This window comes from Paenibacillus sp. FSL R5-0490 (assembly GCF_001956215.1).
GTDB lineage: Bacteria > Bacillota > Bacilli > Bacillales > Cytobacillaceae > Cytobacillus.
In genome coordinates, this window is the sequence record NZ_MRTQ01000001.1 from 240,593 (window position 1) to 257,573 (window position 16,981).

Consider the following 16,981-nt stretch of genomic DNA (forward strand, 5'->3'; position numbering starts at 1 on the left):
TAGTTTTTTAATTTGGCAAAGGGAATATGACTTTCTTATCCAAATTTTGGTGAACAAACTTACTTTAGTCGTTATAATAAAACCAGGTATATAAATAATAAGGCATAGATAAAGGGGAGAATGATCTTGATCATTCCAGAAAAAAATAATCCCATATTACCAGTGAAGATAAGTGTAAAAGAAATAAAATCCATCGTTAGCTGGTTTGAACACCATCAGCGATCCTTTTATGCACTCGGCTGGTCTTATCTTGGGAACCAAGACAAGATAGAGGAGCTTTTTTATCGGGCCATTTTACAGGTGCATAAGGAGCTGCCAAAATTTAAAAACAGCACATCTTTTGAGATGTGGGTTCTATCTATTTTTATCCAAGTCTGCCGGGATATTCCTATTGATAATAGTTTAAAAGCTTCAGAGGAAAGCATTTGTCATGCACTGCAGCAGTTAAAAGAGCAGGAAAGAGAAGTGCTGGTCTTAACCTATATAAAAGGAATCTCCAGAGAGGAAACTGCACAGCTTCTCCAATTGTCATCTGAACAGATAAAGGAGTTTTTATTTTCAGGCTTCCAATTACTCAGAAAAGGATTGGGAAATGGAGAGGACTATCAGGGCTGCAATGAATACCAAAAGCTTTACATGGATTACCTGGAAAGAAAACTGGAACGGCCGCGGAAAATCGATTTTGAAATGCATATCTATCATTGTCATAACTGCCAGGATGATCTGGGATCTCTGCAGGAAACCATCTTGAACTTCTCTGAAACCATTGAGACATTCAGCGTACCTGCAGGTTTCATAGAAAACGTAAAAGAACGAGTCTCACAAAGGGAAAATCTCCTTAAACAAAAAAAGACTAAGCGTAAAAGAATTGGACTTATTTCAGCAAATGTCCTCGTCTTATTCATGTGCACAGGTTTTTTTACCGGGATTTTTTCGAAAGTCTATTACTCATTGACAGAAGAAAATCAGGAGCTGCGCATTTTTCTCCAGGAGGATTTAGGTGAAAGGCTCGGGCTGGAAGCTGAAAGCAATGGTGTTAAAATAAAGATTAAGAGTGTAATTGCTGATGAGATTCAAACTCTTATTTTTTATGAAATAGAAGATACCAATGAGAACAATCAATATATGATTAACATTGATGATGGCATTTTTATTGAGGACGAAATGAAAATAATGGCGGCAAATACCTATCCTATGTATATACCGCCAGATATGGAGTCAGATCTTAATAAAAAGGAAAAGAACAATTATCATGGGAAAATGAGTCTGAGGCCGCTGAAAGAAAATGAAGCCACCATTCAGCTCAATATTAATAAGGTTATGAAATTAAAACGAAACTCATCAGATTCATTTGTGAATATGGAGCCGGAGGAAGGAAAGTGGAACTTCGACATTCCTGTTACAAAAAATCCCTCTGTCGAGTATGCATTGAATGAAGAAGTTGAAATTGAGGGCATAGCAGTCTTGATTGATAAACTAATCCTTGCTCCAACAGGAACACTCCTGCAATACGGACTCAAAACTGAACAGCCGGAGAAGCGGATCGACATGATCAATTTTAAAAGTTTGAAAATTAACAATAAAGTAGCTGAAGCTGATTTATACGGGAACTCATACGTACATTCACAGAATGATTTAAGATGGAGCAAGTTTCAGGCGCATTTTAAACCTCTATTTGAAAAAGAAGCCGATAAAGTCAAAGTTCGATTCGATAGTGTTTATTTGTCAATTACAGACAATAAAACAATTGCCCTTGATGCTTCCAGGGAATATCCTCAGACCTTTGAATATGCGGGAAGTACCATTTCCATTGATAAGGTTGAAGTTGGTCAGCCTAGCATAGTGGTTATAAGTAATCATGAAATTAAGAATCGAGCGTATGAATCACTTAATTTTAATATTGTGACTGAGGAAGAAAATAGTTCCATGGAAGGGGATTATAAAGGAGTCATCGTTGATAAAAATGGAAAAGAATACGATATGAATAAAACACCTTTCATTTACGAAGAGCTTGAACAGCCGCGTCATTTCTTTACAGTTCAGAGCTTTAAGATACAAGGGAATAACGTGGTTCCGAAGAGTCTGGATATCTACGGATATAATACAACAAAATATTTAGATGATGAAGTAGAGCTGGATACTAAGCCGCTCGAAAAAGAAGAAGCAGATACCTGAAGGGTGCCTGCTTCTTCTTAACTAAATCATTGACTCCACCAGTTCCGCCCTAATTTTCGTAATATGCCCCTCCATCAATTCCTTTGCTTTATCCCCATTTCCAGAAGCAATAGCGAGATAAATTTCCTTATGCTCCTCGATGGTATCCTCGTAACGTGACAGATCCTTAAACCGATGATTCTGAGTAGCTCTAATGGTTTCTTCCATATGTCCTTTGAGGGTATGGATCAATTCAATGAAAATTGAGTTATGGGTGGCCACGGCAATTCCGACGTGAAAGTCCAGATCTGCTTTTAACCCTAACTCGGGGTCTTGTATGGACAGCGCCATATTATGTAAAGCAATACGCAGCTTTTCCAGGTCTGCCGGGGTGGCTCTTTTGGCTGCAAGGAAGGAGGATTCAGCTTCCAGTGCACGCCTCAGTTCAAGCATTTCATATACCAGCGGGTTTTCTGCTTTGACAGCTGTGATGATCACTTCTTTGCTTGATTGGATATCAGAGACTTTAACGTAGCTTCCGCCTCCCTGGCGGATATCGATGAGCCCGTTCAGTTCCAGGGTTCTGAGGGCTTCTCTGATGGTTGTCCGGCTGACATGGAATTGAACTGCCAATTCTCTTTCTGAAGGCAGCCGTTCACCTGGTTTAAGATTTCCTCCCAAATAGCATTCTATCAATTTATCTGCTAAAACCAGATAGGTCTTTTTTTTCTCTGTCATTCCCCGTACCCTCTTTTCAAAATAGGCCTCTCTTACTTTCCTAAATGTAACAGACCTAAAATCTATTAATCAATACTATAAAAATAATAAAATAAATAATTGAATTTTTCTGATAAATTTGTATAATTAATTTAACTTGTTGGACCAATTATAACATTGGTTTGACCAAATTCCCCGTATAAGAAAGAAGGAGTATAGGATGGAAACAGCGAGTATGAGCCTCCTGCAGGCTTTAAGAGAGTTTCTTACTGAGCAGCAGGTGACAGAAAATCAGACAGTAAGAGAATTGCATGGCAGGGATGAATCATACCATATGGAGAGTCTTCCTGATCTGGTTGTTTTTCCGGAAACGGCCCAGCAGGTCAGTGAAATTGTGAAGCAGGCAAACAAATATAAAGTTCCAATTGTTCCTTTTGGACTGGGATCCAGTCTTGAAGGGCATGTGATACCGTACGAACATGGAATTACGATTGATTTTTCACTTATGAATAAAGTTCTGGAAGTACGTGAGAATGACTTTCTTGTTAGGGTACAGCCTGGCGTGACTCGTACACAGCTCAACAAGGAATTGAAAAAATATGGACTATTTTTCACTGTGGATCCTGGGGCAGATGCTACCCTTGGCGGAATGGCGGCAACGAATGCCAGCGGAACTACTTCTGTGAAATATGGAGTCATGCGTGATCAGGTGCGTGATCTGGAAGTGGTACTTGCTGATGGGTCGATCATACATACAGGTAATTTAGCTGCTAAATCCTCATCCGGATACCATTTGAATGGTTTATTCGTTGGCTCTGAGGGGACGCTTGGCTGCTTTACGGAACTGACATTAAGAGTTTATGGAATTCCGGAGCATGTGATGGCAGCAAGAGCTTCTTTTCCATCATTGAACGATGCGGTTGAAGCGGTTGTTTCCATATTACAAGCAGGTGTTCCGATTGCGAGGGTGGAGCTTATCGATGAACCTTCCATGAAACAGGTGAACCTGTTCAGTGAAACAAGCTATAATGAAAGCTCAACGCTCTTTTTGGAGTTTCACGGCAATGAAGCCGGCTTAAAGCAGGATGTCGCTTTTACAAAAGAGATTGTTGAAGACCATCATTGTCTCGATATTGAATTTGAAACCGATAATGCAGCAAGAAATCGCTTGTGGGAGGCCAGGCATAACCTTGCTTATGCCTATATCCATGGCCATCCCGGAAAGAAAATGATGGTGACGGATGTTTGTTTGCCGATTTCAGAACTTTCTGGCGCTATCAGCCATGCGAGGGAAGCGGTCGATACATTGGGACTTCCTGGAGGAATCGTCGGACATGTGGGGGACGGAAATTACCATACCCTCCTGATGATTGATATGAGTAATCCCCAAGAGGTGGCAAAAGCAGAAAAGTTCAATGAACAAATTGTTCTCTATGCTCTCGAACGGGGCGGTACCTGTACGGGTGAGCATGGTGTAGGGGTAGGCAAGCAGAAGTATCAGCAAGAAGAACATGGTCAGGCGCTTCAGGTTATGGAAAAAATCAAACGTGCCCTCGATCCAGATAATCTTTTCAACCCAAATAAAATCTTAAAGACAAAAGAAGGAGCACGATGATATGAAGGTATTAGAAGCGGTCAGTACCATTGCAGGAAAATATTTTGCGGTGTGGGTTATCTTAACATCGGTTATTGCCTTTATGTTTCCAGACCCATTTTTAGGATTGGGAGGCTATATCACCATCCTTCTCGGCGTCGTCATGTTTGGAATGGGACTTACACTGAAGGCAGTCGATTTTAAAATCATCTTTACGAAACCTCTGCCTGTGTTAATCGGTGTTTGTGCTCAGTTCATTATCATGCCGCTTGTCGCTTTCGTCATTGCGAAACTTTTGAATTTGCCGGCAGAATTGGCAGCGGGACTTGTTTTGCTCGGATGTGTACCAGGGGGAACGGCCTCTAACGTTATGGTGTATCTGGCAAAGGGAAATGTACCATTGTCCATCGCCATGACTTCCGTTTCAACTTTACTGGCGCCAATCATGACACCGCTGCTTCTCCTGCTGCTTGCGGGACAGTGGATGCCGGTTGATGCTGTTGCCATGTTTATGTCTATTGTCCAGGTCATCATTGTGCCGATTGTTCTCGGATTAGCCATCAAGAAATTCTTCCCCGCAGCCGTGGAAAAAAGTTTAACTGTTTTACCGCTTATTTCGGTAGCGGCGATTATCACGATTGTGGCTGCAGTCGTTTCAGGCAATTCGGCAACCATTGCCGCATCAGGTCTACTGATTTTTACAGCTGTCATGCTCCACAATGGATTCGGACTCCTCCTTGGTTACTTTGCAGGAAAAGTGCTTGGTCAGGATGAAGTAAACCGGAGAGCGATTGCCATTGAAGTTGGCATGCAGAACTCAGGTCTGGGCGTTGCACTTGCGACTGCACACTTTGGTCCGCTGGCAGCACTGCCAAGCGTTCTGGCTGCTGCCTGGCATAACATTTCAGGGCCGATTCTGGCAACTTATTGGTCGAAGAAACCTGCTGTTCAACGTAAAGAGGATAAGTCAGTCCGTCCTATTGAAGTGAAGTTGTAAATAAGGATATAGGTGATTTTCCTTCAGTGTATCCGATCATGACAGAGGGGGAAAAGCACCTTTTTCTTTCATACATAAAATCATCTCGCTTTTTCAGCTGCTCAATTAAATGGGCAGCTTATTTTTGCATTTAAATGAAAAACTATCTTGACTAAAAGCAAATTATGGAATATATTTTATTTAACAATTAACAAAATGTTAATTAAAAGAGGAGTGAACCGAATTTGAAGAATCAATTTATTACACCAGACGGTTATACAAGTGATATTGCGGTTTTTACAATCACATCTGAACAAATTGGAGAGTATAAGCCTCCAAAAAAAGAGCTGAAAATCATGCTGATTAAAAGAAGTGAGCTGGACCATGAAAGAAATCCAAATATGGAAGCAGGGAAGTGGGCGCTGCCTGGTGGGTTTGTCCGTCCCGAAGAGACAGCATTTCAGGCGGCAGAGCGAAGGTTAGCGGAGGAAACCGGAGTGGCAGGGCTGAAAATAAAGCATTTTGGTGTCTATGATTCTCCAGGCCGTGATCTGCGGGGATGGATTATTTCTAATGCACATTATGTTATCGCAAAAGAAGTGGCATTAAGTAGCCGGAAAAAGACTTATGATGCTTCTGAAATTGGGCTGTTTACACTTGAGGAAGCCGTTGAACTTGATCTTGCATTTGATCATCAGACCATTATCGGAGATGCGCTTTGGTTTATTAAAAAGGATATGGCGCTAACAACACTGGCCAAACATTTTCTTCCTGAGGAATTTGTGCTTTCTGAACTGCAGGGTGTCTTATTAACCGTATTGGATGATCCTTCAATCTCGACTGATGCTGCCTTTTTCAGAAAAGCACCGACACTTCCTTTTATTGAAGCTGTGTCGGAAAACGGAAAGCCTAAGAAATCAAATCGTTATTCCAAGACGCCGGCTCAACTTTATCGTTTTAATGACTTTCAGCCCATTGTGTCAGTGTATAGGAATAAACTGAAGGGATAAAAACCAAGTCATTTATAGGGAGAGATTTATATGGGGATTTTTAAGAACTGGACTCGGTTTGAAATAGTATGGCTGATCACGTTTACATTGGTTAATATTTATCTTTTCTTTGCCTGGTCGGATTCATTGCTTGGCCTGATCTCATCCATAACCGGGATGTTATGTGTGGTGCTGGTGGCGAAGGGAAAGATTGCAAACTATTACTTTGGCATTGTACAGACCTTAACCTACGCTTATATTGCTTACGGCTATGGTCTTTATGGTGAAGCCATGCTCAATGCCCTGTTTTATTTTCCGGTTCAATTTATCGGTATTTACCTTTGGAAGCAGCATAAAACCAATCAGGATGTTAAAGGAGAAGATGTGAAAGTTAAAAGTCTGACAAAAAAGGGCTGGCTCTATACTTTAATATCTATTGTCACCCTTACAATTGGATATGGGTTTTTCCTTAGATATTTAGAGGGTAATTTTGTCTGGACGGACTCAGCTACAAACGTTCTTTCTATAACTGCGCAAATACTGATGCTGAAGAGATTTGCAGAGCAATGGCTCCTATGGATCTCTGTTAATGTATTATCCATTATCCTTTGGGCGGGTGCTCTCATCACACAGGGCGGCAATGACTTTTCGATGTTAGTCATGTGGACTGCTTTCCTGGTCAACAGTATTTATGGTTATATCAACTGGCGGAAACTATATGTGAAACAGAATAAGGAGGGGTTTTAAATGACAGTCGGGTTTATTGGAGGCAAGTTTCTTCCCCTGCATCTTGGCCATGTCTATGCCATCGTTCAGGCCTCATCCATCGTTGACGAACTGTACGTTGTGCTGTCCCATAGCGAACTGCGTGACAGGCAATTGTGCGAGCATTCTAAAATGGCTTATATTCCGCCACATATCCGTTTGCGCTGGCTCAGTCAATTAACTAAAGATATGCCGCATGTGAAGATCATTTCCATAAAAGACGATCAGGGGGATGAAAATTACAATTGGGCAGAAGGTGCCAGGGATATAAAAAAGGCAATTGGAAGACGCATTGATTATGTATTTAGTTCAGAGTTTGAATATAACGATATTTTTAATGAACTTTATCCAGAGGCCAAACACGAATTGATTGATCCCAATCGGGGACATGTGAATATTTCGGCAACAGCAATCCGCAATGAAGGCGTATTCCATTATTGGGAATACATCCCTGACTTTGTTAAACCTTATTTCGTTAAAAAGGTTGTAGTGGTAGGAACCGAAAGCTGCGGGAAATCTGCCCTGACAAGAAATCTTGCTAAAATCTACAACACTTCCTATGTTGAGGAATATGGCCGAACCGTATGTGAAGAATTAGGCGGCTGCGAAGGGATTATGGTTAAGGAGGATTACCATAAAATTGCGTACGGCCATAAGCTTGAAGAAATCAAGGCGATTGAAAAAGCAAACAAAGTTGTTTTTATCGATACGGAGGCAATTGTGACTCAATTCTATTCCAACCTTTACAACCATGAACATCAAGCAGTATTGGATGAAATTGCGAGCCTGCAGGGTTATGACCTGTGGCTATACCTGGAACCTGATGTAAAATGGGTGGATGATGGACTGCGGGTTCATGGAGAGAATGAGGTAAGACTCCAAAACAACGAGGCTTTAAAAACATTGCTGAAAAAGCATAATATTGATTATAAAATCTTGAGCGGTGATTACAAGGAACGGCTTCAGAGTGCAATAGGGCATATTGAAGAGCTGTTGAAAATTTAGAGAGTGATTGACAAAAAATTTAAAATTAATTATCCTTTTAAAAAACCTAATGAAATACTTTCATTCGTATAACTCCAATAATATGGTTTGGAGGTCTCTACCAGGAACCAATAATTCCTGATTACGAAGAAGATACAAGTACTGTATTTTCTTCGTAATCAGGAATTTTTTTTGTCAAAAATTTAGGAGGTCCAGCTATGAATTTTACTATTATGCCTAAAATTGAACTTCACTGCCATTTGGACGGGAGTGTCAGACCAGAAACCATTATTGATATCGCGAAGAGAGAAGGCATCATTCTGCCTTCTTTTGATAAAGAAAAAATCAAAGAAGAACTAATCGCCCCATTAGATTGCGAGTCCCTGGATGAATATTTAAAAAGATTCTCCATTCCTAACTTGGTCATGCAGTCAATAGAAAATTTAAAAAGAATATCCTTTGAGCTTTTTGAAGATGCAGCAAAGGAAAATGTGAAATACATGGAGGTCCGCTTTGCCCCTTTGCTTCATACGCGAAAGGGATTATCCGTAGAAGAAATCATCCAAAATGTGATTGAAGGGATGAGAGAAGCAGAAGAAGAATTTGATATTAAAGGAAATATCATTTTGTCATGCATGAGAACGATGAGTGTGGAAAGTGCATATGAGGTCGTTGAAAAGGGAAAGGCATTCCTGGGAAGAGGGGTTGTCGCCATTGATTTATGTGCTTCCGAGGAGAAAGGTTTCTGCGGAAAATTCATTGAACCAATAGCGTTGGCAAGAGAATATGGCTATAGAGTCACCATCCACGCCGGAGAAACGGGAATCGGTAACAATGTGCTGGAGGCTGTTGAATGGTTGGGAGCTGAAAGAATCGGACACGGTGTATTCATTAAAGACTGTGAAGAAGCATATAAGCTTGTTAAGGAAAAACAGGTTGTGCTTGAAATGTGCCCAACCAGCAATGTCCAAACCAAAGCGGTCAACCAATTTAGCGAACACCCCATTTCCGACTTCCATCGGAATGGAATAAAAGTAACGGTTAATACGGACAACAGAACGGTATCAGATACAACAATGGCAAAGGAATGTGATATTGTTTCCAAGGAATTTGCTATGAGTGCTGAGGATTATAAACAAATTTATATGAATAGTGTAGAAGCAGCTTTTGCAGATGAGGAGATAAAGGAAAAACTGATGGAATATTTAATGGATATTTAAGGTAGTAAAGAAGGTGGCTACCCCGGCTTAATTTTTAATAAGTTGGGGGAGACACCTTTTTTAAGGATAGAAAAAATACTCCAAGAACTTATTTTTCGGATGCAAATAATTTAAGCTCTTCCTTATCCAAGATAATCGTCCCTTCATATTTCATACCGATTTTTTCAAGCAGTCTGGAGGAAGCATGATTGTCTAAGGAAGTGATGGCCAGGATCCGTTCCATATCCAGCTGATCATGACCATATTTCAATGTAGCAGAAGCTGACTCGAACCCATAACCTTGCGTTTGATATCTGGATAAAAAAGCAAAACCAATATCAACATTGTCTAAAGTATCTCGTTTTATCAATCCGCACATGCCAATAGGAGAGCTTCTTTCTTTTCGCTCAACGAGAAAAAGGCCATAGCCAAATTGAGAATACATTTTCATGGGTCCGGTCACAATATAATTCTTAGCATCGTCAAGAGTATGTACACTTTTATCGCCAATATAACGAATCCATGCAGGTTCATTTAAAAGTTCGAGAATGAATGCTGCATCATCTGGTGTTAACCAGCGAAGAATTAATCTGTCAGTTTCAAGTACTTTCAATTATTTTAACACCTCAATCAATTTCCAGGCTGTTAACCTTATTTTTTAAAGCATGCTATAACAAATATACATCTAAAAATAATAATGGAGCAAATTGAATTTTCATATTTCTTTACTGGTAATTCTCCCATTGATTCACTAATGAGTTCTCCCTGTAAACCTGTTAGCCTTGTAAGTGGCCTGTTTTTGCCTAAAAACTTCAAACAGGAGGTTTACAAATGAAAAATTTAGTAACGTTTGTTGCTGCCATTTCACTCATTATGGGTTCATATAGCATGTTTCCTGCTGACCATTTCGATGCTGAGACAGTGGATCAGAAAGCTGCAGAAACACTAACATATAAAAAAGTTGAGGTTGACGTGAAAGAGTCATCATCAACAGATTATCGTTTCATCAAAGAGGAAGAAAAAAAGCTGCTTGCCCGTCTTGTGCAGGCTGAAGCAGAAGGGGAGCCGTTTGAAGGAAAAGTAGCGGTAGCTGACGTGGTTCTGAATCGTGTCGAGCACGAACAATTCCCGGATACAGTCAAAGATGTTATTTATCAGAAGAATGCTTTTGAACCTGTTCAAAATGGTTCAATCAATGAACCGGCAAGTAATGAAGCAGTCCAGGCCGTTGAGACAGCTCTTATTGATAAGGAGCAAAACGAAGAGTTCCTATATTTTTATAACCCTGAGACAGCCACAAGCCAGTGGATTTTCTCACGTGAAGTTGTGAAAAAAATCGGCAACCATGCATTTGCTATATAAAGGCGCGTACAGCATAAAAAGCTGCGCGCTTTTTTTGTTGGAAAAAAATGAAATTGGAGAAGGAATATAAAGAAAGATAGCGAAAATGATTCAAGATAAATACTTCCAACAAGGGAGATGATTAAGATGGAGATCATTGTAAAGAAATTACCTGAAACAGAAGTAGCGTATATCAGGCGTACCGGAAGTTATTTTGAGCCGCAGGATCATTGGGGAAGATTGATTGGCTGGGCAAGCACACATGGATTATATCCTCCGCAGGAATCTTTCATTGGCATATCACTTGATAATCCTGATCTGGTGGAGAGCAAGGATTGCCGCCACGATGCCTGTGTTACCATTCCTGAAGGATTTGATAAAGAGGAGAATCAGGAAATAAGGTTTAAAAAAATTGATGCCGGGGATTATGCTCTCTATCCATTCTATGATACCCCTGATAAATTGCATAATGCCTATCAGTACATGTTTGGAGAATGGCTGCCAAATAGCGGATATGACCCGGATTACGATAGACATAACCTTGAATTTAATCTGAATAATCCTGCTGAAGATACAGAAGGGAAATGCAGAGTTGACTTATATGTACCGCTGAGAACATAAACTAGCTAATGAATTTACTGAATTGTCCCCTGATAACTTAACAGTTAGAAGGTTTATGAAATTTTTTCCTGTATTCCTAACTGCAGCCGCATGGATCCCCAGTGTCTTAAAATGGGGGAAAGGCTTTTTTGTCTTACTCCCCACCTCATTTTCCTCTATCTATTATTAAATCCATTACATCCGTTCCACAACTAGTTTATAATAAAAATGATGTCTGTATGAGATAATTTCAACTCTAAAGACACAAAGATGTTTAAGAAGGTGAACAAAATCAACATCATCGAAACACGGGTGAGAAGCTTCATTGAAGATATTCAGCACCCGACGCAAAAGAAGAAGTTAAACATAAATGATTTGGAATTTAAGCTGCGCAAATTGCAGGATGATTATTATGAAATGGACGGTTATTCACTGTTTTATGAAGCCATTCAATCATTGCAGGATGAAGAGCAGCTGACACCTATACAAAATCATCAATATTTCTGGGTGAACGTGAAAGCCCACAACGACAAATGGGATCGCCTGGAGATGATGAAGTTAAGTGATCGGTTCGACTTTTCGTTTTATGAACGGCACTCTGAATGGCAGCCGAAAGAGGAATGGAGCCGGATCAAGAATTTTTATGCTTTTCACCAATCCAGCGGCGAACGGGAAATCGTTTCACTTTAGGAAAGAAGCCTGGAGCTGTTTGAAGGAAAAGTAGCGGTTGCTGACGTGGTTCTGAATCGTGTCGAGTACGAACAATTCCCGGATACAGTCAAAGATGTTATTTATCAGAAGAATGCTTTTGAACCTGTTCAAAATGGTTCCTTTAACGAACAGGCAAGTAATGAAGCAGTTCAGGCCGTAGAGACAGCCACAAGCCAGTGGATTTTCTCACGTGAAGTTGTGAAAAAAATCGGCAACCATGCATTTGCTATTTAAAAGCGCGTACAGCTTAAAAGCTGCGTGCTTTTTTTGTTGGGAAAAAATGATGCTACAGAAGGAAATTAAAGAAAGATGGCGAAAATTTCTTTAGAAACATTCTTTTTAAATTCGCAGGTGAAAACACCAGTATGCTCTATCTCTTGTTAGTTATTTATTATTGTGATGCTTTTGAATATATAAATAGGGGACCATGGGGCCTCTTAGCGTCCTAAACCAGGAGAACAATACCTGTGGCCCATAAAGGGAGCGGTTGATATGTCTGAAAAAATTACTTTTCCTCGGGTTAGCTTTACTGGATGGGATTCGCTAACTCACCTTGTCGACCAGGTGAATAGCTTAAAGGTCAATAAGATTCTTATCATTACGGATCCATTAATTCACAAGATTGGTTTGACAAATGAAGTGGTCTCTCCTCTAATTAATGCAGGTTATTCCCCTGAAATTTATACGGATATTGTTCCTGAGCCTCCTCTTTCCGTTGGAGAAAAACTAGTTTCCTATACTCGTGATAACCAATTTGATATGGTTATCGGTTTTGGCGGCGGCAGTGCGCTGGATTTGACGAAACTGGTAGGTGTATTGGCTGGAAACGAGGGCAAGGTGGAGGATTATCTAAACTTAACAGGAACAAAAAAAATAACGAAAAAAGGTCTCCCAAAAATCTTAATTCCTACAACTTCAGGAACTGGATCTGAGGTGACTAATATTTCTGTGTTATCTCTGGAGACTACGAAAGATGTTGTAACCCATGATTATTTACTGCCGGATGTTTCGATTGTCGATCCTGCTTTAACGGTGTCTTTGCCAGCAAAGGTCACTGCAGCTACAGGGGTTGATGCTCTTACTCATGCGATTGAAGCTTATGTTTCTAAAAACGCAAGTCCAGTTTCGGATGCGCTGGCGCTGCAGGCTATCATGCTAATAAGCCGATCGATTCGTACCGCAGTAGAGAATGGTGAAGATAGGCAGGCCCGTACCGATATGAGCTATGGGAGTTATTTGGCAGGTATGGCATTTTTCAATGCAGGAGTGGCGGGTGTTCATGCATTAGCTTATCCGCTAGGCGGTCAATTTCATATTGCCCATGGGAATGCAAATGCGGTATTACTCCCATATGTAATGGGCTATATTCGACAGAGCTGTGAAAAGCGAATGAAGGATATATACGAGGCAATGGGTTTTAGTTCTATGAAATTATCCCAAGTTGAGGCATCTCTCAAATGTGTAGAGGAGCTCGAACGCTTGGTTAAGGATGTAAATATACCTCACGCACTAAGGAGCTTTAATATCCCTGAGGAGGCACTTGATGTATTAACAAATGATGCTATTAAACAAAAACGTCTGTTAGCCCGCAGTCCGATGTCATTGGAAAAAGAGGATATTTATAAAATTTATAAGATGGCATGGTAACACTGCTTAACACCCGAAGTTTGTCAATTTTCCTAGATTGACCTGGAATAACATATGTAAAAAGTAGCCGGCTTCCTAATGAAGCCGGTCTTTTAATGCCGATTTTACAAAATTTTCAATATTTAAGACTAAATAATTTATTAGATTTTTAGAAAATAGGTTGAATTTTCAGAATTATGGTATTATTATATGTATAGTTGTATATACAATAATTAAAGGAGGAGGGGACGGATGAAGTTATTAGGAAGGGTTGCCATCGTAACAGGCGGTGCAAAAGGAATAGGAAAATCCGTTTGCGAGCTATTCGCTGAAGAAGGAGCTGCAGTCGTTGTTGCGGATTTTGATGTTGCAAAAGGTCAAATGGCTGCAGATGAACTTGCTGATAAAGGGCATAAAGCTGCGTTTATAAAAGTGGACGTCACCAAGGAAGAGTCTGTTAAGTGTCTAGTCAAAGCAGCAGTAGATACTTTTGGGAAGCTTGATATTATGATTGCAAATGCCGGTATTGCAGAAACCATTCCTATACATAATCTTTCTCTCGAAACCTGGAATCGCAGCATTGATGTTAATTTGACCGGTGTATTTTTAACCAACAAATATGCCATCGAACAAATGCTGCTTCAAGGATACGGGGTCATTGTAAATACAGCATCCATGCTTGGCCATATTGGCAGGAATGAGGTCACTTCCTATACCGCTTCAAAAGGCGGGGTGGCCAATTTAACTAGAACCTTGGGAGTAACGTATGCAAGTAAAGGGATACGAGTAAATGCCGTTTGTCCAGGTTACATTAACACCGACTTAATACGAAACAAATCTCCTGAAGCGATGGAGGAGCTTATCCGATTACATCCAATTGGCCGCTTAGGTCAACCGGTGGAGATAGCCAAAGCTATCATATTTTTAGCAAGTGATGATTCTTCTTTTGTTTGTGGAGCAAATTTAATGGTGGATGGTGGATTTACTGCTCAGTAAGAAGTGATTACACCTGACAAAAACCAAAATGAAAGGATTTACGATGTGGAAAAAATGAAAACCTTTGCTAAAACTCAAATGCCAATTTATATTCAAATATCACAGGACATTCGAAGCCAAATCGTCAGCGGCCATTATAAACAGGATGAAAAAATCCCAACCGAGGATGAAATTGTCGTCAGGTATGGTGTCTCTCGTATGACAGCCAGAAATGCTGTAACCGAGTTAGTGAATGATGGGTTAGTTTACCGCGTTCAAGGTAAAGGAGCGTTTGTTGGAAATGTAAAATTAAAGCGCAGCCTAAATAAAATTACTGGGTTTCATCAGGATATGCTCGAAATTGGCCTTCACCCCAGATCAAAACTATTAGAATTCCAAAAAAGACCCCCAACAGATAAAGAGTGCCAAAAGTTAGCCATCCGGAAAATAAACAGAGTCTTCTCCATCAAGCGGATCAGGTACATTGATGATATTCCTTATGGGTTTCAAGAGTTAGTCATACCTGAATATCTGGTTCCGGATTTAGCCTCAGTGGATCTAGAACATCAATCGTTTTACTCCTACTTAGAAAATATCAACAAGCCCATTAAAAAAGCTGAACAACATATGGAAGCTGTCATGAATGAACAGGTAGCAAACACGCTGGGTATATCAGATAGTATTCCCTACTTCTCTTTTGAAAGAATTTCCTACCTTCATGATGGAAATCCAGTTGAGCTTTTACACTCCTATTTTCGGGGAGATAAATTCTCCTATACTATCAGTCTTTCCAGTGAATAATCCAGTTAATAATAGAATTATATTTTTCGGGAAAGCGACGGTAAATCCGTCGAACCAATACAAAAAGGTGAATAGAAAGGGGAATTTTATTTTGAACTTAAAAGGGTATGCTCGGGAGATGTTCCGATCAGAACTTGAGGATGCAGCAGGTCCGGAAAATGTAGTAGATGTGGTGAATGATGCCCAAAAGGATTTGGCGATTGACCAATATTGGCTGACCTATATGTGGAAACAAAAGAATGAAGAACTGCCGATGCCTTGCTTTATCGTAAGGCCGGAAACGACCGAAGAAGTCTCAAAGGTGATGAGAATCTGTAACACCTATAAGGTGCCGGTTGTCCCAAGAGGTGGAGGATCAGGAACCCAGGGCGGCGCAGCCACTATGTATGGAGGAATCGTGCTTGATGTCACTCGGATGGACAAAATTATCGACATAGACGAAGAGTCGTTAGTTTTAACGGCGCAGCCGGGAATCAATGGACGTGTCCTGGAAAATAAACTTAATAAACATGGATTCATGCTTGCCCATTACCCATCCTCTGTGGATATGGCTACATTAGGAGGGTATCTTGCCGCACGAGGTTCTGGGGTCATGTCCACTAAATATGGTAAAGCGGAGGACATGGTTCTGTCTGTGGAAGTTGTCCTGCCAGATGGAAAAGTAGTTGAAACCCTGCCTGTTCCCAATCATGCCTCCGGGCCGGGCTTGCTGCAGCTATTTGTTGGTTCAGAAGGGACACTTGGGGTGATTACGAAGATACGCATCCGCTTGGATCCATTACCGGAAGCACGATTATTCCGAATGATTAAATTCAATGAAATCCACGATGGAATTGAAGCAGGACGGCAAATCATGATTAACCGATTAAACCCTGCCGTCATCCGGCTGTATGATCCAGGCTCCACAAAAAAATCGTTAAAGGGAACCGGAATGGATGCAGACGGTGTCAATATGGTACTCATGGTGGATGGATTTAAAGGCATCGCTAATGAACAGATGAAAAAGGTGTTGGAAATCTGCCTCGAAAATGGAGGGACTGATTTAGGGGAAGAGCCGGGATTATACTGGTGGAATACCCGTTATGATTTCTACCGCCCACCGCTTCAGCCGTCATATCCGCTTTTATATGGAACAGTAGAAACCATCACGACCTATGACAAAATCCACAAGCTTTACGATGAGAAAAAACAGCTGGTGGAAGAAAAGTATAAGGAATACAACGCAGAATATATGGCTCATTTTTCTCATTGGTATCCATGGGGAACGATGATTTATGACCGATTCTATATTGCCAAGCCTCCAGAAGACTCTAGGGAATTATTCCGGTTGCATAACCAAATTTGGGCGGATTGTTCACGGGTCAATCTAGAAAATGGAGCACTATTAAATGAGCATCATGGAATAGGCTTTAAGCTTGGATATCTCATGCCGGAGCTTTATGGCGATATGTTTGATGTTTTATTAAATATTAAAAAAGGCATCGACCCTAAAGGGATCATGAACCCAGGGAAGTTAGGGTTTGGCATTTGGTAAACTAGTTGATTAATA

General features: G+C 40.6%; 16 protein-coding genes, 1 pseudogene and 1 riboswitch. Of the genes and pseudogenes, 15 read left to right on the forward strand and 2 right to left on the reverse strand.

Going from position 1 to position 16,981, the window contains the following annotated elements; translation table 11 throughout:
* The first annotated feature begins 120 nt into the window (after positions 1-120).
* The gene (locus tag BK139_RS01180; RefSeq protein WP_286147546.1) at positions 121-2,175 is read left to right on the forward strand and encodes a DUF4179 domain-containing protein; all 2,055 of its coding nucleotides are present in this window, start codon (positions 121-123) and stop codon (positions 2,173-2,175) included.
* A 21-nt stretch (positions 2,176-2,196) separates the two neighbouring features.
* Here the strand turns inward: BK139_RS01180 and BK139_RS01185 are convergent, their stop codons facing one another.
* Positions 2,197-2,892 (reverse strand): FadR/GntR family transcriptional regulator, encoded by a 696-nt coding sequence (locus BK139_RS01185; RefSeq protein ID WP_076255969.1) that lies wholly within the window; start codon positions 2,890-2,892, stop codon positions 2,197-2,199.
* Between the two features lie 199 nt (positions 2,893-3,091).
* Here BK139_RS01185 and BK139_RS01190 point away from each other — a divergent pair, with 199 nt between their 5' ends.
* The 6 genes from BK139_RS01190 to add all read left to right on the forward strand — a co-directional run bounded on the left by BK139_RS01190 (position 3,092) and on the right by add (position 9,399).
* Positions 3,092-4,486 (forward strand): FAD-binding oxidoreductase, encoded by a 1,395-nt coding sequence (locus tag BK139_RS01190; RefSeq protein WP_076255971.1) that lies wholly within the window; start codon positions 3,092-3,094, stop codon positions 4,484-4,486.
* A gap of 1 nt (position 4,487) precedes the next feature.
* Entirely contained in the window at positions 4,488-5,462 is a 975-nt protein-coding gene (locus BK139_RS01195; protein WP_076255972.1) for a bile acid:sodium symporter family protein, read from the forward strand.
* A 224-nt stretch (positions 5,463-5,686) separates the two neighbouring features.
* Positions 5,687-6,451 (forward strand): NUDIX domain-containing protein, encoded by a 765-nt coding sequence (locus tag BK139_RS01200; protein ID WP_076255974.1) that lies wholly within the window; start codon positions 5,687-5,689, stop codon positions 6,449-6,451.
* Positions 6,452-6,481: 30 nt separating this feature from the next.
* Positions 6,482-7,177: a nicotinamide riboside transporter PnuC gene (gene pnuC, locus BK139_RS01205; RefSeq protein WP_076255976.1), complete on the forward strand. Its 696-nt coding sequence runs from the start codon at positions 6,482-6,484 to the stop codon at positions 7,175-7,177.
* Positions 7,178-8,200 (forward strand): multifunctional transcriptional regulator/nicotinamide-nucleotide adenylyltransferase/ribosylnicotinamide kinase NadR, encoded by a 1,023-nt coding sequence (gene nadR, locus BK139_RS01210; RefSeq protein WP_076255977.1) that lies wholly within the window; start codon positions 7,178-7,180, stop codon positions 8,198-8,200. It begins immediately after the preceding gene.
* A 44-nt stretch (positions 8,201-8,244) separates the two neighbouring features.
* Positions 8,245-8,344: riboswitch (purine riboswitch) on the forward strand.
* A gap of 53 nt (positions 8,345-8,397) precedes the next feature.
* Positions 8,398-9,399 (forward strand): adenosine deaminase, encoded by a 1,002-nt coding sequence (gene add, locus BK139_RS01215; protein ID WP_076255979.1) that lies wholly within the window; start codon positions 8,398-8,400, stop codon positions 9,397-9,399.
* Positions 9,400-9,487: 88 nt separating this feature from the next.
* Here the strand turns inward: add and BK139_RS01220 are convergent, their stop codons facing one another.
* Positions 9,488-9,991: a GNAT family N-acetyltransferase gene (locus BK139_RS01220; RefSeq protein ID WP_076255981.1), complete on the reverse strand. Its 504-nt coding sequence runs from the start codon at positions 9,989-9,991 to the stop codon at positions 9,488-9,490.
* Positions 9,992-10,209: 218 nt separating this feature from the next.
* Between BK139_RS01220 and BK139_RS01225 the strand changes: the two genes are divergently transcribed.
* The 8 genes and pseudogenes from BK139_RS01225 to BK139_RS01260 all read left to right on the forward strand — a co-directional run bounded on the left by BK139_RS01225 (position 10,210) and on the right by BK139_RS01260 (position 16,966).
* Positions 10,210-10,740, forward strand: coding sequence for a cell wall hydrolase (locus tag BK139_RS01225; RefSeq protein WP_076255982.1), 531 nt, complete (start codon positions 10,210-10,212; stop codon positions 10,738-10,740).
* 126 nt (positions 10,741-10,866) lie between these two features.
* Complete coding sequence (locus BK139_RS01230) at positions 10,867-11,340, forward strand: AraC family transcriptional regulator (RefSeq protein WP_076255984.1); 474 nt, start codon at positions 10,867-10,869, stop codon at positions 11,338-11,340.
* 261 nt (positions 11,341-11,601) lie between these two features.
* On the forward strand, positions 11,602-12,009 hold the full coding sequence (locus BK139_RS01235; RefSeq protein ID WP_286147554.1) for a hypothetical protein: 408 nt from the start codon (positions 11,602-11,604) through the stop codon (positions 12,007-12,009).
* Between the two features lie 12 nt (positions 12,010-12,021).
* Positions 12,022-12,264 (forward strand): annotated as a pseudogene (locus BK139_RS01240) (cell wall hydrolase); the annotation flags it as partial.
* Positions 12,265-12,522: 258 nt separating this feature from the next.
* Positions 12,523-13,677 carry an iron-containing alcohol dehydrogenase gene (locus BK139_RS01245; RefSeq protein ID WP_076255986.1) on the forward strand — a complete coding sequence of 385 codons (1,155 nt, stop codon included), beginning with the start codon at positions 12,523-12,525 and terminating at the stop codon, positions 13,675-13,677.
* Between the two features lie 231 nt (positions 13,678-13,908).
* Positions 13,909-14,652, forward strand: coding sequence for an SDR family NAD(P)-dependent oxidoreductase (locus BK139_RS01250; RefSeq protein WP_076255988.1), 744 nt, complete (start codon positions 13,909-13,911; stop codon positions 14,650-14,652).
* Positions 14,653-14,706: 54 nt separating this feature from the next.
* A complete protein-coding gene (locus BK139_RS01255) occupies positions 14,707-15,432 on the forward strand; it encodes a GntR family transcriptional regulator (RefSeq protein WP_286147647.1) in 726 nt (241 codons plus the stop codon).
* Positions 15,433-15,523: 91 nt separating this feature from the next.
* Complete coding sequence (locus BK139_RS01260; protein WP_076255993.1) at positions 15,524-16,966, forward strand: FAD-binding oxidoreductase; 1,443 nt, start codon at positions 15,524-15,526, stop codon at positions 16,964-16,966.
* The last annotated feature ends 15 nt before the right edge of the window (positions 16,967-16,981 follow it).